This window comes from Acetobacter papayae (genome assembly GCF_047721125.1).
GTDB lineage: Bacteria > Pseudomonadota > Alphaproteobacteria > Acetobacterales > Acetobacteraceae > Acetobacter > Acetobacter papayae.
In genome coordinates this window covers 80,179-98,080 of sequence record NZ_JBDNWF010000007.1, presented here as the reverse complement: position 1 = coordinate 98,080, position 17,902 = coordinate 80,179, and the positions used below count along the sequence as shown (strand labels likewise).

12 protein-coding genes and 1 pseudogene are annotated in these 17,902 nt (G+C 58.8%); 2 read left to right on the top strand and 11 right to left on the bottom strand.

Annotated elements, in window-relative coordinates; genetic code table 11:
• A partial coding sequence (locus ABF757_RS04175; protein ID WP_415481047.1) for a PQQ-dependent sugar dehydrogenase occupies positions 1-1,196 on the top strand: 1,196 nt, incomplete at its 5' end.
• A gap of 70 nt (positions 1,197-1,266) precedes the next feature.
• On the opposite strand, the gene ABF757_RS04170 is transcribed toward ABF757_RS04175, so the two are convergent.
• From ABF757_RS04170 to ABF757_RS04130, 9 genes are all read right to left on the bottom strand, one after another.
• Complete coding sequence (locus tag ABF757_RS04170) at positions 1,267-2,235, bottom strand: ABC transporter substrate-binding protein (RefSeq protein ID WP_035370325.1); 969 nt, start codon at positions 2,233-2,235, stop codon at positions 1,267-1,269.
• Between the two features lie 244 nt (positions 2,236-2,479).
• The gene (gene atzF / locus ABF757_RS04165) at positions 2,480-4,291 is read right to left on the bottom strand and encodes an allophanate hydrolase (RefSeq protein ID WP_415481046.1); all 1,812 of its coding nucleotides are present in this window, start codon (positions 4,289-4,291) and stop codon (positions 2,480-2,482) included.
• Positions 4,292-4,353: 62 nt separating this feature from the next.
• On the bottom strand, positions 4,354-7,893 hold the full coding sequence (gene uca, locus ABF757_RS04160) for an urea carboxylase (protein WP_415481045.1): 3,540 nt from the start codon (positions 7,891-7,893) through the stop codon (positions 4,354-4,356).
• A gap of 45 nt (positions 7,894-7,938) precedes the next feature.
• Positions 7,939-8,568, bottom strand: coding sequence for an urea amidolyase associated protein UAAP2 (locus tag ABF757_RS04155; protein ID WP_415481044.1), 630 nt, complete (start codon positions 8,566-8,568; stop codon positions 7,939-7,941).
• 20 nt (positions 8,569-8,588) lie between these two features.
• Complete coding sequence (locus ABF757_RS04150) at positions 8,589-9,392, bottom strand: urea amidolyase associated protein UAAP1 (RefSeq protein ID WP_025859800.1); 804 nt, start codon at positions 9,390-9,392, stop codon at positions 8,589-8,591.
• A gap of 71 nt (positions 9,393-9,463) precedes the next feature.
• The gene (locus tag ABF757_RS04145) at positions 9,464-9,943 is read right to left on the bottom strand and encodes a CopG family ribbon-helix-helix protein (RefSeq protein ID WP_025859799.1); all 480 of its coding nucleotides are present in this window, start codon (positions 9,941-9,943) and stop codon (positions 9,464-9,466) included.
• Positions 9,944-9,958: 15 nt separating this feature from the next.
• Positions 9,959-10,870, bottom strand: a complete 912-nt coding sequence (locus ABF757_RS04140) for an ABC transporter ATP-binding protein (RefSeq protein WP_035370312.1) — start codon at positions 10,868-10,870, stop codon at positions 9,959-9,961.
• Positions 10,870-11,829 carry an ABC transporter permease gene (locus ABF757_RS04135; protein WP_415481043.1) on the bottom strand — a complete coding sequence of 320 codons (960 nt, stop codon included), beginning with the start codon at positions 11,827-11,829 and terminating at the stop codon, positions 10,870-10,872. Before ABF757_RS04135 ends, ABF757_RS04140 begins: the two co-directional genes overlap by 1 nt.
• Positions 11,830-12,307: 478 nt before the next feature.
• A complete protein-coding gene (locus ABF757_RS04130) occupies positions 12,308-12,787 on the bottom strand; it encodes a lipocalin-like domain-containing protein (RefSeq protein WP_415481042.1) in 480 nt (159 codons plus the stop codon).
• A 242-nt stretch (positions 12,788-13,029) separates the two neighbouring features.
• Here ABF757_RS04130 and ABF757_RS04125 point away from each other — a divergent pair, with 242 nt between their 5' ends.
• Positions 13,030-13,941 carry a LysR family transcriptional regulator gene (locus ABF757_RS04125; RefSeq protein WP_415481041.1) on the top strand — a complete coding sequence of 304 codons (912 nt, stop codon included), beginning with the start codon at positions 13,030-13,032 and terminating at the stop codon, positions 13,939-13,941.
• Between the two features lie 41 nt (positions 13,942-13,982).
• Here ABF757_RS04125 and ABF757_RS04120 read toward each other — a convergent pair.
• Positions 13,983-16,190, bottom strand: a pseudogene (locus tag ABF757_RS04120) (TonB-dependent receptor).
• Between the two features lie 247 nt (positions 16,191-16,437).
• Positions 16,438-17,820, bottom strand: a complete 1,383-nt coding sequence (locus tag ABF757_RS04115) for an NRAMP family divalent metal transporter (RefSeq protein ID WP_415481040.1) — start codon at positions 17,818-17,820, stop codon at positions 16,438-16,440.
• Positions 17,821-17,902: the final 82 nt, after the last annotated feature.

The following is a 17,902-nucleotide window of genomic DNA, read 5'->3' as shown; positions in this document are numbered from 1 at the left end:
CCCCCAACCCCACGCTGGTTCCCACAATCAATGTCGCAACCCCCGTTGGCTGGGAAAAGGAGCAAACACCGCACCCGGCCCGCGGGCTGGCGGTTCATGCCTTTGCGACCGGGCTGGATCACCCGCGTTGGCTTTATACCCTGCCGAATGGCGACATTCTGGTGGCTGAAACCAATTCGCCCGGCACGGATATCGATACACTCAAAAACAAAGCGGCCCGTTTTGTCATGGGCTGGGCCGGAGCAGGAGAAAAAAGCCCCGACCGGATCGTTCTGCTACGGGACACGAATGGCGATGGCACCGCCGATACGCGCACGGTGTTTCTTGACCATCTGCGCTCCCCTTTTGGCATGGCACTGGTGGGGCAGACGCTCTATGTCGCCAATGCCGATTCCATCGTGGCGTTTCCCTACACGCCGGGCACGCTCTTCGTACATGACCCCGGCACCAAGGTGGCCGACCTACCAGCAGGCTATAACCACCACTGGACCAAAAACCTGCTGGCCAGCCCGGATGGGCGGTTCCTGTATGTTACGGTCGGCTCCAACAGCAATGTAGCCGAACACGGCATAGAGGCCGAAGAAGGCCGCGCCCAGATCGCCCGGCTCGAACTGGCAACAGGTGCGCTAACCCCTTACGCCACAGGCCTGCGCAACCCCAACGGTCTGGGATGGGAACCCCAGACCGGCGCGCTCTGGGTTGCGGTGAACGAACGCGATGAAATCGGTAGTGACCTTGTGCCTGACTACATTACCTCCGTCAGGCCCGGTGCGTTCTATGGCTGGCCCTACAGCTATTACGGCCAGCATGTGGATACGCGCGTGCAACCGCAGCGGCCCGACCTCGTGGCCAGCGCCGTTGTGCCCGATTACGCGCTTGGGCCACATACGGCCTCACTCGGGCTGGCGTTTTCCGCCAATGCCATAGCCCTGCCCGAAACATGGCGGCATGGGGTTTTCATTTCCCAGCACGGCTCATGGAACCGTCGCCCAAAAAGCGGTTATCAGGTGATTTACATCCCCTTTGCCGACGGCCAGCCCATGGCCCCACCAACAGAAGTGCTCGGGAATTTTCTCAGCCCTGACAACAGCCATGCTCATGGCCGCCCCGTGGGCCTAACGGTTGATGGATTGGGGGCCCTGCTGGTGGCAGACGATGTGGGGGGCGTTGTATGGCAGGTCAAAGCCGCGCCCTGAGCCCCTACCAAAACAAAAAGGGCGGGGTTTATACAACCCCGCCCCAGACCATATCCTGCAAGGAAAAGGCTTATTTGACCAGTGCGTGAATCAGGGCCGGGTCAATATAGGTGTCGATGTTCTGCGGGGTCTTGTAGACCTCGTATTTCACGTTGAAGTTATCGGCATTCTGGGTCGAACCATAAATGGAAGCCAGCGTGTCGTTCCGTTCGTAAACCTTCACGTCGTCTTCGAGCGTCAGCAGATGCGTGCCCTTGAGCAGCTTCTTGTAGCTGGACGCTTCAAGCCCCACGCGGCGGGACATGATTTCCAGTGCTTCCGGCTGGGTCTTGGGGTCTTCAATAAACGCCACAACGCGCTTCCACACGCCTACGATCTTTTTCCAGTCATCCGGGTGGGCCTTGAGGCTTGCCGGGTCAACTGCCAGCACGTCGTAAATCAGGCCCGGTGCGTCATGAGAGGTATAGATCGGGCGTGAGCCCGGCACCTGCCGCAGCGCCTGCCCGGCACTGGGCTGCCACGCACCAATGGCCGACACATCGCCCGAAGCCAGAACCTGCGGGGTTTCGTTGGTCTTGGTATCAACCAGCGTGATGTCGGTTTCCTTCATCCCGGCGGTCTGCAGGGCGTTAAGCAGCAGCAGGTGGTCCACCAGACCGCGTTCAACGCCAACCTTTTTGCCCTTGAGGTCCTTTACGCTGGTCACACCCGGCGCACCGATAATCATGTCGTTACCGTTGGAATAATCATCCACCAGAACGATCACGCCCTTATGGCCACCGGAACCGGTTACCAGCACATCGCCATTGGTAGCGGTTACGGCATCGAGCTTGCCCGAGGCAAAGGCATCAAGCGAGGCAGAATAATCAAACCACTGGAAGGAAACATCCACGCCGGCTTCCTTGAACCAGCCCTTGTCCAGCGCAACCTGCCAGGCCACCCAGCCCGGCCAGTCGCTGTAACCAACCTGGAGCGGCGCGGCCTCGGCCTGTGCCAGACTGCCTGCCACGCCACCTACCGCGACAAGGCAGCAGGTCATGAGAAAGTTGCGAAACCTGGATCCCATGGTCTTGGTCTTCATCTGCATGACTCTCCTTCAATGTTATTCCGTAAAAGGAACAATATAGACAAACCATTCCCCCATACAGGCCCACAAACCTGCCGGGAAAAACCATCCTCCATGGCGGCCTGACGCCATCATGGAGCAATTCGCCCCAGCAGGGAAAGGGCCACCTATGCGCAGGTGGCTCCTTCCCCCGCCATGGGGTATTAGCTCGCTGGCCTTATCCGGCCTGCACGGTCTTCAGGTAGGCCTTCCACCCACCCAGTTCCGTAATATCCTGCCCCTTGCTGGCAAACGCCTCGGCACACAGGAAGCTATCCACTTCCTGCCCGTCTGCAAGGGTAATGCGCCCGATAGCCATTGGTTGCGGAACCGAGGCAACAAACCGCCCGAAGCCAGAAGCTGACAGTTCGTAAATTTCCACTTCCAGACCGGGGCCTTCAAAACCGGGCTGCCTGAACAGGCCCGGCTTGGGCGGTACGGAGGCAGGCAGAGCAAACAGCTTGTAATCCTGTGCTGTGCGGGTTGTGCGCACCAGAACGGCGTTTTCCTGCTCAAGCTGATAGTGCAGCGGCAACCCCTTGAGATGCGCCCCCACAACAGCAAGGCGCAGCGTGCCTTCCGCCGCGGGGCGGGGAGCCTCATCACCTGCACCAATGGCTACACGCGCCAGCCCCGCCCCGGTCTGGCTGGCGGCATGGAAACGTCCGGCCAGCAGGCCCAGATCATGATCGGCAAAAGCGGGTGCCACAAAGGTTACGCCAAAGGGCAGACCATCATCGCGGAAAGCCGCAGGCACCGCACAGGCGGACATGTCCAGCAGATTGACGAAATTGGTATACACCCCGTGCAGGCTGTTGGCCGCTACCGGCTGTGCCGCCACTTCCTCACGGCTGACAACCCTTGGCATGGTGGGCAGCAGCATGACATCGAACTGCTGCCACATATCGGCTGCTACCTGCTGCAATTCATGCTGGCGGTAAGCCGCGCGGAACACATCCGCACCACTATAACGTCTGGCAGAGCCGATAATACCCGCAACAGTCGGGTCCATGGCCGCCTCATGCGCGGTAAAGAAAGGCTCTATCGCCGCCAGACGCTCCACCACAAACGCCCCGCCGTAAAGCAGTTCCGCTGTTTCGCGCAGGGGGGTGTAATCCAGTTCTACTGCGGTGCCGCCAAGGGCCTCGCACCGGCTGATCGCCTGCTCGTACAGGGCAGCGTTCTGCGCATCACCATCAAAAAAGCGGTCTTTTTCCGCCAGCACACCAAAGCGGAAGGTCTGCTGTGGCAGGGCATGGTGCGCCATCGGGCGTGAATAGGGTGCCGCGGCATCCCACGCGGCGGCCTGCGCCTCCACCTTCAGGGCATCGGCAACGCTGGTTGCGAAAATGGACACACAATCCAGCGACAGGCAGGCAGGGACCACGCCGGTCGAGCTTAGCGCGCCGCGTGTGGGTTTGAGGCCGACAATATTATTAATAGCCGCAGGCACCCGGCCCGAACCCGCCGTATCTGTCCCCAGCGAGAACGAGACAAGCCCCGCAGCCACAGCAACACCCGAGCCGGAGCTGGAACCACCGGAGACGTACCGATCATCAAACACGCAATGCGGCTGGCCGTAAGGTGAGCGCGTGCCCACCAGCCCGGTGGCAAACTGATCAAGATTGGTCTTGCCAATCATGATAGCGCCCGCGGCTTCCAGCCGGGCCACAACCTCGGCACTGGCCTGCGGCTCATAGGCAAAATCGGGACAGGCCGCCGTAGTGGGGTAGCCTGCAACGTCGATATTGTCCTTGACCGCAAAGGGAATGCCATAAAGCGGCAGGCTGTCTACCGGCTGGGTTTCAAGAAACGCCGCACGGGCGAGAAGCTTTTCGCGCCCCGCACGGGTGATCCACACTGCGGGGTCCTTGAGGGCATAGGCGTCAACCCGCTCCAGCACCTCTGTTACCAGCGCGGTCGGACGCAGCGCACCAGAGCGGTACGCGGCAAGGATTTCATCAATCTGTAGCATGGCTGGCAAAGTCATGATGCCCTCTCCTGATTCCCTGTCCACCATGGCGCGACAGCAGGCCGCGCCATGGGTTTGTGCTAGTTTTCTGTGCGGATCACCATAACGCGCTCACCACCGCGCACCTCGCGCCCCTTGCGGCACAGGATTTCCACCACCTCACCCGCGACGGGAGAAACCACCTTCATTTCCGTCTTCATGGATTCGATAATGACCACCGCATCTCCCACGGCTACGCGATCGCCCACGGCCACGGGAATCTGCCACACGCTGCCCGGCACCGGGCTATCCACAGCGGCATGGCCTTCGGGCAGGGCACTTTCTTCCGCCTGAGGGGTGGTGACTTCCTCTTCAAACGTATCCAGCCCCTTGGTAATCCAGTCCTGCCGCTCCACCTCATACGCCGCCTGCTGGCGATCCTTGGCGATACGGATTTCCTCTTCATGCTCGCTCAGGAACGCACGATATGCCTTCAGGCTGAACGTCGTTTCCTCGATCTGCACGGGAAAACGCCCATGCGGGAAGGCGGCGCGCGCTTCCATCAACTCATCATGCGAGACAGGGTAGAAGCGGATCTGGTCAAAGAAGCGCAGTAGCCATGGACGACCGGGCGCAAACGCATCCGTGCTGCGCCATGTGTTCCACACCTGAATGGTACGGCCAAAGAGCTGATACCCGCCCGGCCCTTCCATGCCGTAAATGCACATATAGCTGCCGCCAATGCCCACCACGTTATCGGGTGTCCATGTACGCGCCGGGTTGTATTTGGTGGTGACCAGGCGGTGCCGGGGGTCAACCGGTGTCGCCACCGGCGCGCCCAAATAAACATCGCCCAGCCCCATAACCAGATAAGAGGCGTTGAAGATAATGTCCTTCACATCCTCAATCGAGGAAAGCCCGTTGATCCGGCGAATGAACTCGATGTTTGACGGGCACCATGGCGCATTGGGCCGCACCAGTTCCTGATAACGCTGCATGGCCAGACGCGCCTGCTCGTCATCCCACGACAGCGGCAGGGTTACGATACGGCTGGGCACCTCGATATCATCATCATTCTCGGGCAGTGCCTGTTCAATTTCATGCAGGAGCGTCATCAGCTCCGGCAGGGGCAGTACGTCGGGGTTGTAATGCACCTGAAGAGAGCGGATGCCCGGTGTCAGGTCTACAATACCCTGCACGTTTTTCGCCCGCAGAGCCTCAAGCATAAGCTGCACACGCAGGCGCAGGGGAATATCGAGCACCGGCTCGCCAAATTCCAGCAGCAGATACTGCTCACCCGCCCGACGATACACAACCGGCACCGTCCCTTCCGAACGATGCAGCACGGGGTTATCCCCCTCAACCGGCGCGGAAAGGAACGGCAGGGACAGCGCAGGCGGCATCACCCTGCGAAAACGCACCTTGTCTCCGGGGTGAAGCTGGCCGAGTTTCCACAACTCGTCGCGCACCACCACGGCAGGGCAGACAAACCCACCAAGGCTCGGCCCGTCAGGCCCCAGCAGAATGGGCATATCGCCGGTAAAATCGATAGCCCCGATAGCATAGGCATTATCGTGAATATTGGACGGATGCAGCCCGGCCTCGCCCCCATCGGTCCGCGCCCAGCGCGGCTTGGGGCCGATCAGGCGCACCCCTGTGCGCGCACTGTTGAAATGCACCTCGTAAGTGCTGGAAAACAGGTCGGCAATATCGTCAGGCTGGAAAAACTCAGGTGCGCCATGGGGGCCGTACAGCACCCCGATTTCCCACTCGCTGGTCAGCTCCGGGCGTTCGCCCTCGGGCACCGTTTCACCCTCGGGCTGCGCGGTGCTGGCATGGAAACGCAGTACATCGCCCGTACGTAGCTGCCCCGTGGCATGTCCACCAAACTGCCCCAGCATGAAGGTGGAGCTGGAGCCCAGATACTGCGGCGCATCCAGCCCGCCCGCAACCGCCAGATAGGTTCTGTGCCCTGCCCCTTTGATCTGCCCCAGAGCGAGCACCTGCCCGGCTTTTACAGCCACCGGCAGCCAGTAAGGCACCGCCTCGCCATCCAGTGTGGCGGGCATGAGCGCGCCTGTCAGCGCGATGGTGGCGGGGGCATTGAAGCGCAGTACCGGCCCGGAAACTGTCAGTTCCAGAGCAGGCGCACCCTGTGCGTTCCCGACAATCCGGTTTGCCAGACGGAAGTTACGGTCATCCATCGGCCCGTTGGGTGGCACGCCTACATCCCAGTAACCAACGCGACCGGGCCAGTCCTGCACGGTGGATTGCAGGCCCGGAGCCAGCACTTCCATGGTGTTGGGCATATAGGAGAAGACGTTGAGGAAACCTGTCGTCACGGCCCCCGCGATCACCTGCGGGTGCGCCGTAATAGCGCGCAGGTAATCAAGATTGCTTTCCAGCCCGTCCAGCCGGGTCGCGCACAGGGCGTTATGCAGGTTACGCAGCGCCTCCGCCCGATCGGCCCCGGTTGCAATCACCTTGGCCAGCATGGGGTCATAATGCGGGGTAATTTCCGTGCCGGTTTCAACCCAGCCATCCACCCGCACGCCAGCGGGGAAGGAAACCTGTGTCAGCCGCCCGGTAGAAGGACGGAAGTTTTCAGCCGGATTTTCGGCGTAAATACGCGCTTCCACCGCGGCACCAACCGGCACCAGACTATCCTGCTCAGGCAGGGTAAAGGACCCATCCGCCTGACGGATCATCCACTCCACCAGATCGACCCCGAAGGTTTCTTCGGTCACGCAGTGTTCCACCTGCAGGCGGGTGTTGACCTCAAGGAAGTAGAAGCGGCCACTCTGGGTATCGTAAATGAATTCGACCGTTCCGGCCGATTCATACTGCACCGCGCCACACAGCGCCTTGGCCGCACGCCGCAGGGCCTGCCGCGTGGCTTCATCAAGACCGGGGCCGGGAGTTTCCTCGATCACCTTCTGGTTACGCCGCTGCAAGGAGCAGTCACGTTCACCCAGTGTCAGAATACCGCCGCGGCCATCGCCAAAAATCTGCACTTCGATATGCCGTGCGCTGGCAATGAATTTTTCCAAAAAGACGCGGGCATCGCCAAAGTTGTTGCCACCCAGACGCGACACGGCCTCAAAGCAGGTGCGCAGGGCCGCCTCGTCCTGACAGACCTGCATGCCGATACCGCCACCGCCCGCAGTGCTTTTGAGCATGACCGGATAACCGATCTGCTCAGCCTCACGCGCCGCATCATCCGCCGTAGACAAAATATCCGTACCCGGCAGCAACGGCACCCCGTTTTCCTGCGCCAGAGCACGCGCCGTATGTTTGAGACCAAACGCACGCATATGCTCGGGCCGCGGGCCAATGAAGCGGATGCCCTCTGCCGCCAGACGATCGGCAAACTCCGCGCGTTCGCTCAGAAAACCATAGCCCGGATGCACAGCCTGCGCGCCGGTATCGCGGCAGGCCTGCAAAATGGCATCCATGTTCAGATAGCTCTGTGCAACCGCCGCAGGCCCGATCAGCACGGCTTCATCTGCCTCAAGAACGGGTGGCGCGAAGCGATCCGCTTCGGAGCAGACAGCAACCGAGCCGATTTCCATCCGGCGCAGGGTGCGGCCGATACGGCGGACGGTTTCACCACGGTTTGCAATCAGAACTTTCGAGAACATGTCAGGTCTTTCCAACAAACTTTACACGCCGGAGCCCCGGCAGTTTCAGGCCGGAACGGCTTCGCTGATAATCACGCGGATAGGCGTGGGTACAAAGCCGTTGCAGGGGTTGTTGACCTGCGGACAGTTGGACAACACCACCAGCGTGTCCATTTCTGCCAGAAGGTCAACATACCCGCCGGGGTCTGACAGGCCATCGTCAATCACCAGCTCGCCATTTTCCAGAACCGGCACGTTCATGAAAAAATTGACATTGCCGACAATATCGCGCTTGCCCATGCCGTATTTTCCTACTTCGATCAGGAAATTTTCACGGCAGGCATGCATGTATTTTGTCTCATGCCCAAAGCGCACGGTGTTGGATTCACAACTGCAGGCACCGGCCAGCGTGTCATGACGGCCGCAGGTGTCTTCCACCAGCGTCATCAGCACACGCCCTTCGTTGGAATAGAGCCCGGTGCCCTTGCCAATATAGGCAGAACCCTGAGCGATCACCGTTTCCTGTGCGCTGTAGCGCTCGGAATAGGCGTGGGCATTATAAAAAAGGGCGTCCACCGCCTGCTGGCTTTCCAGATCGATGATCCGCAGGGTCTGGCCTTTTTTCACCACCGCAGACCAGGGTGCGCGCGCGGGCACAACCTGATCGAGCACGACGGAAGAGGAAACATTGCTCATGATTTCGTGCCTTTCGGTTATCAGGCGAAAAGAGGGTCGGTGTTCTCGAAGCCGCGCTGTGCTTCTTCACAGAACGTGCGGCACAGATCATCCGCAGCCGGGGCCGGAGCCTGCCAGCGCACCACATCAATGGGGCCGGGTGCGAATGTGCTGTCCGGGCTGAAGGGATGCGGGCAGTTGGACACCCCGACAAGGAGGTTCATTTCCGCGCGCAGGTCCACCACACCGCCGGGCTGCACGCTGCCATCCACCCATGACAGGCCGCCCTCGGCCCCGACACTCACATGGGAAAAGAACGAGATGCAGGCAGGAACGTCACGCACATCCAGCCCATGCTTGCCCGCAATCAGGCGCATGTTGTTACGGGTGTTGCGCAGGGCAGGATTACCGAAGTTACGCGCGTTGGAAGACGGCGTGCTGCCCCCCATGATGGTATCGGACGTGCCGCAGGTATCGTTAATGATAGAGGCCAGAACGCGCCCCATATCGGAAAACAGCACACGGCCCGTGCTAAGCTGGGTTGTCCACTGCAGCTTGAGCGTATCACCGGCATTAAAGCGCTCACTCAGGTCATCCGCGTTCCACAGCATGACGGACACACCCTTGTTGCCTGCGGTATTGATCAGGCGCAGGGCCTGACCGCGCGGCACGAACGTGCTCCAGTACCACCCGCCCGGCACGGTTTCACGGTGCAGTACAGCCGTGTCGTCCATGGCAATAAACCCCTGCCCGGAGCGCTCCGCACGCTCTTCACCCAGAGCGCGGTCACGCAGCTGGTTGTAACGGGCCCGGTACCATTCCGGACTTTGCTGATCGATCTGCATGGTTCTGTCCTCTTTATCCGAAAAGAATGCCGTGCCCACAGCGGGTTTCACATCACGGCATCACCATGAACTTATACAGGCCCCACATCCACCAAGGCCTCGCGTCCGACCTCGTGCAACGGGGGAATAAGGGAAGCAATCAGGTGCATACGGCCGGAAATAACGCCCGGCAGGGTTGAAAACCTGTTTTCTATTTCATGCAGCTTGGCAACCCGCCCCTGAACCAGAACAACCTCAAGGGTCTGCCGCCGGATCAGGTTGACGTGCAGGGAGCTTATGACTTCCGCCACGTTCTCATACTGCATATCTGCCAGTTTCTGCTGCAGGCCGGTTGTCGAGTTGTTATAAAACAGCACGATTACACCAGCCATGATTTCGTTATCATCTTCCTGACGGCAGTCGGTCAGGGCTTCATGCAGGATATGCTGGATGGCCTGCGAACGGCTGACATATCCCTTGTCGGCCACCATGCCATCCAGTTCACGCAGGATGTGCGGCGGGAGAGAGACACTGATGCGGCTGACCTGCTCTTCTGCTTTTTTGCGGGCCATCTGCCGTGCTCCCTTTTATTCCACAACATCCGTGACGAGTGTCAGGAGAGGCACTTCCGTACCCTCGAACTCATCGGGCGTTTCTTCTGCCGGTGCATGAATGAGCGATTCAAGATGAGCCTTGGTCGCCTGAAACTCTGCACTGGTCATCTGCTCTGCCCGGCGCGGGCGCGACAGCGGCACTTCTATCACCTCTTCCACCCGGCCCGGATGCGCCTTGAGCACCAGAATCCGGTCTGCCAGATAAATGGCCTCATCCAGATCATGGGTAATAAAGACGATGGTGATGTCGATCTTGCGCCAGATCTCCATCAGGTGGGTCTGCATCCGCACGCGAGTCTGGGCGTCCAGCGCGCTGAAGGGTTCATCCATCAGCAATACGCGGGGCTGGGCCGCCAGAGCACGGGCAATGGCCACGCGCTGCTGCATACCACCCGAAAGCTGGTGCGGCAGCGATTCCGCAAAGCGTTCCAGCCCGATGGCCTGTAGCCACTGCATGGCCTGCCGCCGGCTTTCGTCCTTGCTGATGCCAGCCATTTCAAGCCCGAACATGACGTTCTGGCACACAGTCCGCCACGGAAAGAGCGTGTATTTCTGGAACACCATGCCACGGTCAGGCCCGGGGCCTTCAACCGGCTTGTCATCCACCAGAATCCGCCCTGAAGATGCCTGCTCCAGCCCGGCGAGAATCCGCACCAGCGTGGATTTGCCACAACCCGAAGGCCCGACCACGCACACGAATTCACGGCGGTGGACATTCATGTTGATATCTTCAAGCGCTACCGTCTCACGGCCACGCTGGGCGAAGATTTTGCCGAGGTTTTCCACCCGCAGCACCACATCGCGCGCCTTGATACGCTCCATGCGCTCCGCCACATCAGCAGGCAGCACGCGATAGTCGACTGTTTTACCGTTGTCTGCACTCATCACTCAGTCTCCTGCTTCCAGCGGAACAGAAAGCGCGCGGCAAAGCCAAGCAGCATGTCCGTGCCCAGACCAACGATCCCGATCAGCGCCATGGCTGCGTAAACATTGGCAAAGTGCTGATACCGGGCCTGCTGGGTAATAAACCACGTAATACCCGAGGATGTGCCGATCAGTTCCGCCACGATAAGATACGTCCACGCCCAACCCAGCAGAATGCGCTGGTCGCGGTAGAGATCGGGCAGAATACCGGGCACCACCACGCAGAACATTAGCTTCTTGCCCCGCGCGCCCAGCGTGCGGGCGGCCTCCATCAGGCCGAAATCGAGCTTGCGCGTGGTGTTGGCAATAACAAGAATCTGCTGAAACAGCGTGCCGATAACAATAATGGCAATCTTGGGGGCATCATAAATACCCAGAATAGCCACCATAAGCGCCCCGAAAGCCGGCGCAGGCAGATAGCGCAGAAAGTCCACCGAGGGTTCAACAAGCCGTGAAAGCGCAGGCAGAGCCCCACACAGAACGCCCAGCGGCACCCCGATGACGGAAGAAATGACAAAGCCCCAGAAAATGATCTGGATACTGTGCCAGAACGCCTGAAGGATGGATTTTTCCGGCCCACGCGAATCAGGCTGAATGAAAGCCTGAACAAAAGCGGAAAACACACCGCCGGGCGAAGGCAGGTAAACCGGGTTGACCGGCACACCTTCTGGCGCTTTCTGGCCTGCCGCGTGCATTTCCTGCACGGCACGCTCGAAATCGGCACGCTTCATGCGCATGCCTTCTTCCAGATAATCTTCCCCACCCGGGTCGGTCACCAGTATCTGAGGGTGCCAGATGAATGGCACATAACTGACAGCGCTCCAGAGCAGCAGCGGCAGAAGGATGGAAAGCCCACCCAGAACCACGCGGCTTTTCCGGCCGACCTTTCCGTATAGTGCCCATCCGGACATGCGTGACATCGCCCGCTCTCCCGTACTGTCCCGCTACCGTCTGTGCCAGCAGGCCCAACGGCGCAATGTCATTCCCCGGCGCCAATCTGAGAACGAAACTCCTGTTGCAGAAGGTTCTTTCCCCCCTGCTTTTCGTCCCTGCGCCACCAAGGATATGCTCAATTAGTAATACCGTGTCAACAAATCGTATTACTCATTAGCGCAAACCGCCGCCTGATTGCCAGAAAAATCGTTCTGAATAGGGAATAAATCTGCGTCTTAGCGCCCTTCCCTTCCCCGCTTTCCCGCATCAATTTTATTGAAAAACAAGGATATGGCGTTGCCCGCACACCCAAGACCTTGCGCAGGCACGGAGCGCGCCACCAGCACATCCATATAAAAAACCCCTTCCGAATCCAGTATCGGAAGGGGTGTTCACCAACACGGACGGTGCGAACCGCCATGTAGCCCAAACCGGGCATGGCCGCCCGGCCTGCGCCTTGCTTTATTAGCGGGCCCGGCGGAAACGAATGATGCTACGCGACATCTGCCCGCCACCCCAGTTAGGCATAAGCCGCCAAGGCGTAATCACGTCCGCGGTATTCCCGTTTACAGTCACGGTGCGCCGTTGCTGGGTGCCTACCCATTCGGGTGCCCATGCGGTTTCCACCTGCGTGATCCACTGATTGTCTTCAATATGATAGCGTCCGATATAGGCCACGAGTGTCTGCATGAGCTGGGCACGGTCGGCATCGTTCTTGGCTGGCGTGCGGCCTGTACCCTCAAGGTTGAAGGCCACCCAGTCATCCTGCGTAAAAACGACGCGCCCGCGCGGATGGTCTCCCATGGCATCAATCAGCGCGCCGCTTTCCTCTTCCTCTACCTGATAGGAAACAAGTTCCCATGTTCCCACCAGAGCGGCTTTCAGGGCGGCACCGGTCAGGGGGGTACTGGTCGAGGGTGTAATGGTCTGGCTATGGTCTGACATGATCTCTCCGCGGACGTGCCGTGCCGCCATACATGTGGCGGCATCGTTCTTATCTGTTTAGCGTCCGGTCATTCGCCGCGTTCCCTTGTCCGGGTGCCGCCGCTATCGTTGGCGGCGCATCAGAAGCGGGTGCGCCACAGAATGGCCTTTACGCTGGATCACTATGTCTTGAAGCGGCATGGCGCCGGTAGTCACAAAACCGGAAAAACGCTTTTGCGTCTGATGCAACAATGGAGCATTTCATGTCTTACGACGAGATCAGCGACCTGCGCTTCTTTACGGTGCTGGTCGAGGCTGGAAGCATTTCCGCCACAGCCCGCAGCATGGGCACATCGCCCGCCGTGGTCTCGCGCCGCCTGTCGCGGCTGGAGGATCGTCTGGGCGCCAGCCTGATCGTACGCACCACACGCCACTTCCGCCCCAGCGAAACAGGCCGGGTGCTTTATGAACGCGGCGTGCAGATCATTGCCGATATTGACCAGCTTCAGAACGATCTGTCCATCGCAAATACGGTACCGCAGGGCACGCTGAGCATTGGCGCTCCCGTTGAACTGGGCCGCAGGCAGATTGCACCCTTTATCGCCAGCTTCAGCGAACGCTACCCAAAGCTCAAGATCAGCCTGGCGCTGGCGGGTGAAGGCCTGCACGATTTCAGTGACTGCCTTGATGTCATCCTACGGCTGGGCATGCCTGACACACAGGGGGCCACCGTAACCCTGCTGGCCACGACCCGGCGCGTACTTTGTGCATCACCCGCCTATATTGCCCGCACAACACTCCCGCGCACACCGCAGGAGCTGATCCACCATGACTGCCTATGCCTGCGCCGCCACAAGACCATGACCGTGCTGAACCGCTGGGCCATTGGTGACGACGAAAAGCGCGATGTCATTACCGTGCCTTCCCGTCTGTCGACCACCAGTTGCGAAATTATCCATGACTGGGCGCTGGCCGGGCAAGGCATTGCCTACAAGCTGCTCTGCGATGTGTCGCAGGATATAGAAAGCGGCAAGCTGATCCGTATATTCCCCGACCTGTATGGAGAAAAAACGGATCTTTACGCTGTCATGCCCCCCCGCCACAACGCCAGTGCCAATGTCCGCACCTTTTTGCAGGCCCTGCGAGAATTCCTGCACAATTCTGGAGGGTTCTGATCAGGCTGCCCGGCAATCAATACCATGCCGGGCAACACGCCTTAAAGATCAGCCGTGATCGAGAACTTGAAGGTTTCCGGGTCACCCATGATCAGATTGCTCTGATAAACAGAGGCCCAGTAACGCTGGTTACCGACGTTATCGACTTCAAACCGTGTAGTCAGCGCTTTGCCCCGCACAAGGAACGTATAACGTGCGCCAAGATCGAAACGTGACCATGCGGGCAGATGTGCACTATTAGCGTTGTTGAACTGCTGTTTGCCCGTGCTGATAACACGCCCGACCAAAGTCAGACCTTTAACGAATGGCACATCATATTCGAGGTTGCCGTTAATGGTATAATTGGGAACACCAATAGCTGTTTTACCATTATTATCTTCACTTGCCGCCCGTACCTGTTTGGCATCAATCAAAGTAAGGCCACCGTTAAAGCGCAGCCCACGTATGATTTCGCCATTAAAGGTCAGTTCCATACCCCGGTTTCTCTCCTGACCGTTCTGGCTATAGAGTAACTGGCCTGTATTGCCGTAGGCCTCCACCACCCCATACGGCATGGAGGTCTGGTAGAACGCAACGCCTGCCGAAAAACGGCCAATGTCGTATTTGGCCCCCACTTCGTACTGCGTGCTTTCATACGGTGCGAAAACCTGCCCGGCATTGACATAGGTGGAACCAACGACTGAGCCCGCAGACAACCCCTGAATACGATTGAACTACACGGCAACATGTTTGACCGGATGAATGACCAGACCAATAACCGGAGAGAACGCGGACGAATTATAATGTGTCTGCATCTCTCCACTGCCATACGCATAGGAGTTGGAGAGAATATCCTGATACCGGAAGCCACCCGTCAAAGAAATGCGGTCATGCCAGAAGGTCATCGTATCTGACAGGAACAGGCTGTAAAGCTTGTTCCATGAAACACGCCCCGGATCGCTCATATTGCCACGGGCATAGGTTTCATTCGGGGTAAACTGTGTTGGATTATAGATGTTACCCGATACCCCGACCAGACTCATAGCATAGGCAGAATCGGACTCCTCCCAGATAGCCGATCCCCCAGCATTGATTTCGTGTTTGATGAAACCTGTTTCCACATGGGCACGCACACCGGCCTGCGTTGCTTCGTTCATGACGTTATAGGCCGTAGCCATTGCCCCGACAGTACCCGCGCCCGTGCGGGAGTTCGTCAGGGTGGTGGTGGCGTAATTGCCCATTTCGTTGCCACTCTGTGCACCGAATTTTCCATAGACAGTCACGTTTTTTCCGAAGTCATGCTCGATACCCATCGTGCCGAACAGGTAGGACAGGTCCGTATAAGCCCAGCGCTGACCCCAGTTTTTTGAAGGCGAAGTCGGCAGGGGGGCAGGCATACCTGTAGCAAGGCTGGAAACGATAATAGCACTACGCCCGCCAAAAACCTGCTGCTTCTGGTAGTTCATGTTCATATTGATGCGGGTATCGTCATTGTGCCAGTCAAACGCGCCACCCAGCGCGATATCGGCACGGCGTTCGCCATCAATGGGGGTTTCGCCATCCATACCAGCGGCGTTGAAACGAAAACCGTAAGCCCGGTCCTGACCAAACCTGCGGCTGATATCAACCGCGCCGCCACCCTGAGCACTGCTGGTATAATCGCCCGTAACCCGGGTTATGTCGGTTGCTGCGGCCCGTTTGGAGATAAGATTGACATTACCACCAATGGCGGAGCCACCGGGAGCCGCACCGTTAAGAAACGCGCTTGCGCCATTGAGCACCTGCACTGATTCGTAAAGCTGGGGCGACACAAGCTGGCGAGGTGTTACGCCATACAGGCCGTCAATGGCGATATCATCACCATACAGGGTAAAGCCACGAATCTGAAAAAGCTGAGCGTAATTACCGTAACCTGTCGTTGTTCTCACAGTCGGATCATTAAGCAGCACATCCCCCAATGTCTGGGACTGCTGGTTAAGAATAAGGCTGGCGTTGTAGCTGCGGATATTGAAGGGCACATCCAGCCCTTTCTTGTGCCCGAGCGCCCCCAAATCGCCACCGCTGGAAACATACATGCGGTTGTTGCGCGAGGCCTTAACCACCAGATCCTCTTCCTTACCGGCCACCACAGGTGCAGCAACCTGTGACGGAGCAGAAGACTGGGCAACAGGGCTGGCCGTGTGTTTCGGATTTGCCACGTTCTTTGCCGGGGTGGCGTTCTGGACTTTACCGTCCTGCGCATGGGCTGCGGAAAGAGCAAAAAACCGCACTGGCCCCACACCGGACAGCAAAGCAGATACGCAAAGTGTGTTCAGGCAAAGGGCACGGAAGCTCATGATACAGACTCACACTGGAAAATTTTGTGAGCCTTCTCTTAATTAAGAATAATTGTCAATATCATTTGATGCATTGCATCCACACCGTGGCATACCCCCCACACTGCCTGCATCAGCAGGGTTGGCACACCGCTGATGCAACCAAATGACCGTTCTCACGCGCCAAAAACAGCGATACGCCCTACCCGCCAAAGCTCCACAGCATGCCTGCAACCACACCCGCCATCATGAGTGTTGCGGCCCAGCCCAGCCATTTCAGCAGACCACGAATGACAAACCGCCCCATAATGTCAGCACGGCTGGCCACAATCATCATCACAACCATAACGGGCACCGCCACCACGCCATTCAGAACCGCACTCCAAAACAGTGCCTTGATAGGGTCGATAGGGGCGAAGTTCAGGATCATGCCCACCAGTGTCGCCAGCACCAATGTTGCGTAAAACGCCTGCGCTTCCTTGGGGCGGCGCTCCAACCCGGTTGGCCACTGACGGGCCTCGCCCACGGCATAAGCAGCAGAGCCTGCCAGAACCGGCACGGCCAGCAGCCCTGTCCCCACAATACCCAAGGTAAAGATCAGGGATGCAAAACGTCCGGCAATCGGCCTCAGAGCCTCGGCCGCCTGTGCGGAGGTCTGGATATCTGTCACGCCATGCACATTGAGCGTGGCGGCGGTCGTAACCAGAATGGCCAGCGCGACAAGGTTTGAAAACGCCATGCCCACCAGCGTATCGATCCTGATCCGCTTCAGGGCATTTTTACCCTGCGCGGGTGCATCCACCAGATTAACCCGACGGGGATAGACATGCATGTCCTCCACTTCTTCGGAAGCCTGCCAGAAAAATAGATACGGGCTGATTGTTGTACCCAGAATGGCAACAAGGGCTGTCCAGTACCCTGCGGTATGCGTGCTGCGCCAATCCGGCCAGACAAGTTGGCGGCCCAGCGTCCACCAGTCCACCCGCACACAGGCCAGCGCCGCGAAATACGCAAAAAGCACGAGTGTCAGCCATTTCAGCACTGCCACGTAGCGCGTGTATTGCAAGAACAACTGCATAGAAATGGCCACGGCGGCAAACAGCAGCACATATAGCACCCGGCCACTTGGCAAAAGCAGGTTTAGCGCATCCGCCATGGCGCCAAGGTCTGCCCCCAGATTAACGATATTAGCCACCAGCAGCAGAACAACCATCGCACTCAGCAGCCAGGATGGGCAATAAAGCCGTAATACGCCAGCCAGCCCGTGCCCTGTTGTGCGCCCCAACCGTGCGCTGATCATCTGCATGGCAACCATGAGCGGGTAGGTTACCAGCAAAGACCAAGACAGCCCGTAACCGAACTGTGCCCCTACTTGGGAGTAAGTGGCTATACCGCTCGGATCATCATCCGATGCGCCGGTCACAAGCCCCGGCCCTAACACGCTGAACAGGCGAGGCCGACTCGGCCCTACAACCGGGCTGGGCCATTCGGGGTCGTTATCTTCTGCGGGAGCGGGTCCGTGAGCCTGCCCGCTGGAAGCGAATACGGCTTCGACAGTAGTCGGCCTGTTTTCTTGATCCACCATACCTGCCCCGCGCTCCTTTGCCCGGCACCACATGGTTTTTCAGACACCACAAGACCATGACAGAAGCCGTCGCTATATGTGT

Bases quoted from the DNA above. Each gene is read 5' to 3' on its own strand.
- ABF757_RS04170 (WP_035370325.1), bottom strand. From the start codon at position 2,235: ATGACCTGCTGCCTTGTCGCGGTAGGTGGCGTGGCAGGCAGTCTGGCA.
- ABF757_RS04130 (WP_415481042.1), bottom strand. From the start codon at position 12,787: ATGTCAGACCATAGCCAGACCATTACACCCTCGACCAGTACCCCCCTG.
- ABF757_RS04140 (WP_035370312.1), bottom strand. From the start codon at position 10,870: ATGAGTGCAGACAACGGTAAAACAGTCGACTATCGCGTGCTGCCTGCT.
- ABF757_RS04135 (WP_415481043.1), bottom strand. From the start codon at position 11,829: ATGTCACGCATGTCCGGATGGGCACTATACGGAAAGGTCGGCCGGAAA.
- uca (WP_415481045.1), bottom strand. From the start codon at position 7,893: ATGTTCTCGAAAGTTCTGATTGCAAACCGTGGTGAAACCGTCCGCCGT.
- ABF757_RS04145 (WP_025859799.1), bottom strand. From the start codon at position 9,943: ATGGCCCGCAAAAAAGCAGAAGAGCAGGTCAGCCGCATCAGTGTCTCT.
- ABF757_RS04115 (WP_415481040.1), bottom strand. From the start codon at position 17,820: ATGGTGGATCAAGAAAACAGGCCGACTACTGTCGAAGCCGTATTCGCT.
- ABF757_RS04125 (WP_415481041.1), top strand. From the start codon at position 13,030: ATGTCTTACGACGAGATCAGCGACCTGCGCTTCTTTACGGTGCTGGTC.
- ABF757_RS04150 (WP_025859800.1), bottom strand. From the start codon at position 9,392: ATGCAGATCGATCAGCAAAGTCCGGAATGGTACCGGGCCCGTTACAAC.
- ABF757_RS04155 (WP_415481044.1), bottom strand. From the start codon at position 8,568: ATGAGCAATGTTTCCTCTTCCGTCGTGCTCGATCAGGTTGTGCCCGCG.
- atzF (WP_415481046.1), bottom strand. From the start codon at position 4,291: ATGACTTTGCCAGCCATGCTACAGATTGATGAAATCCTTGCCGCGTAC.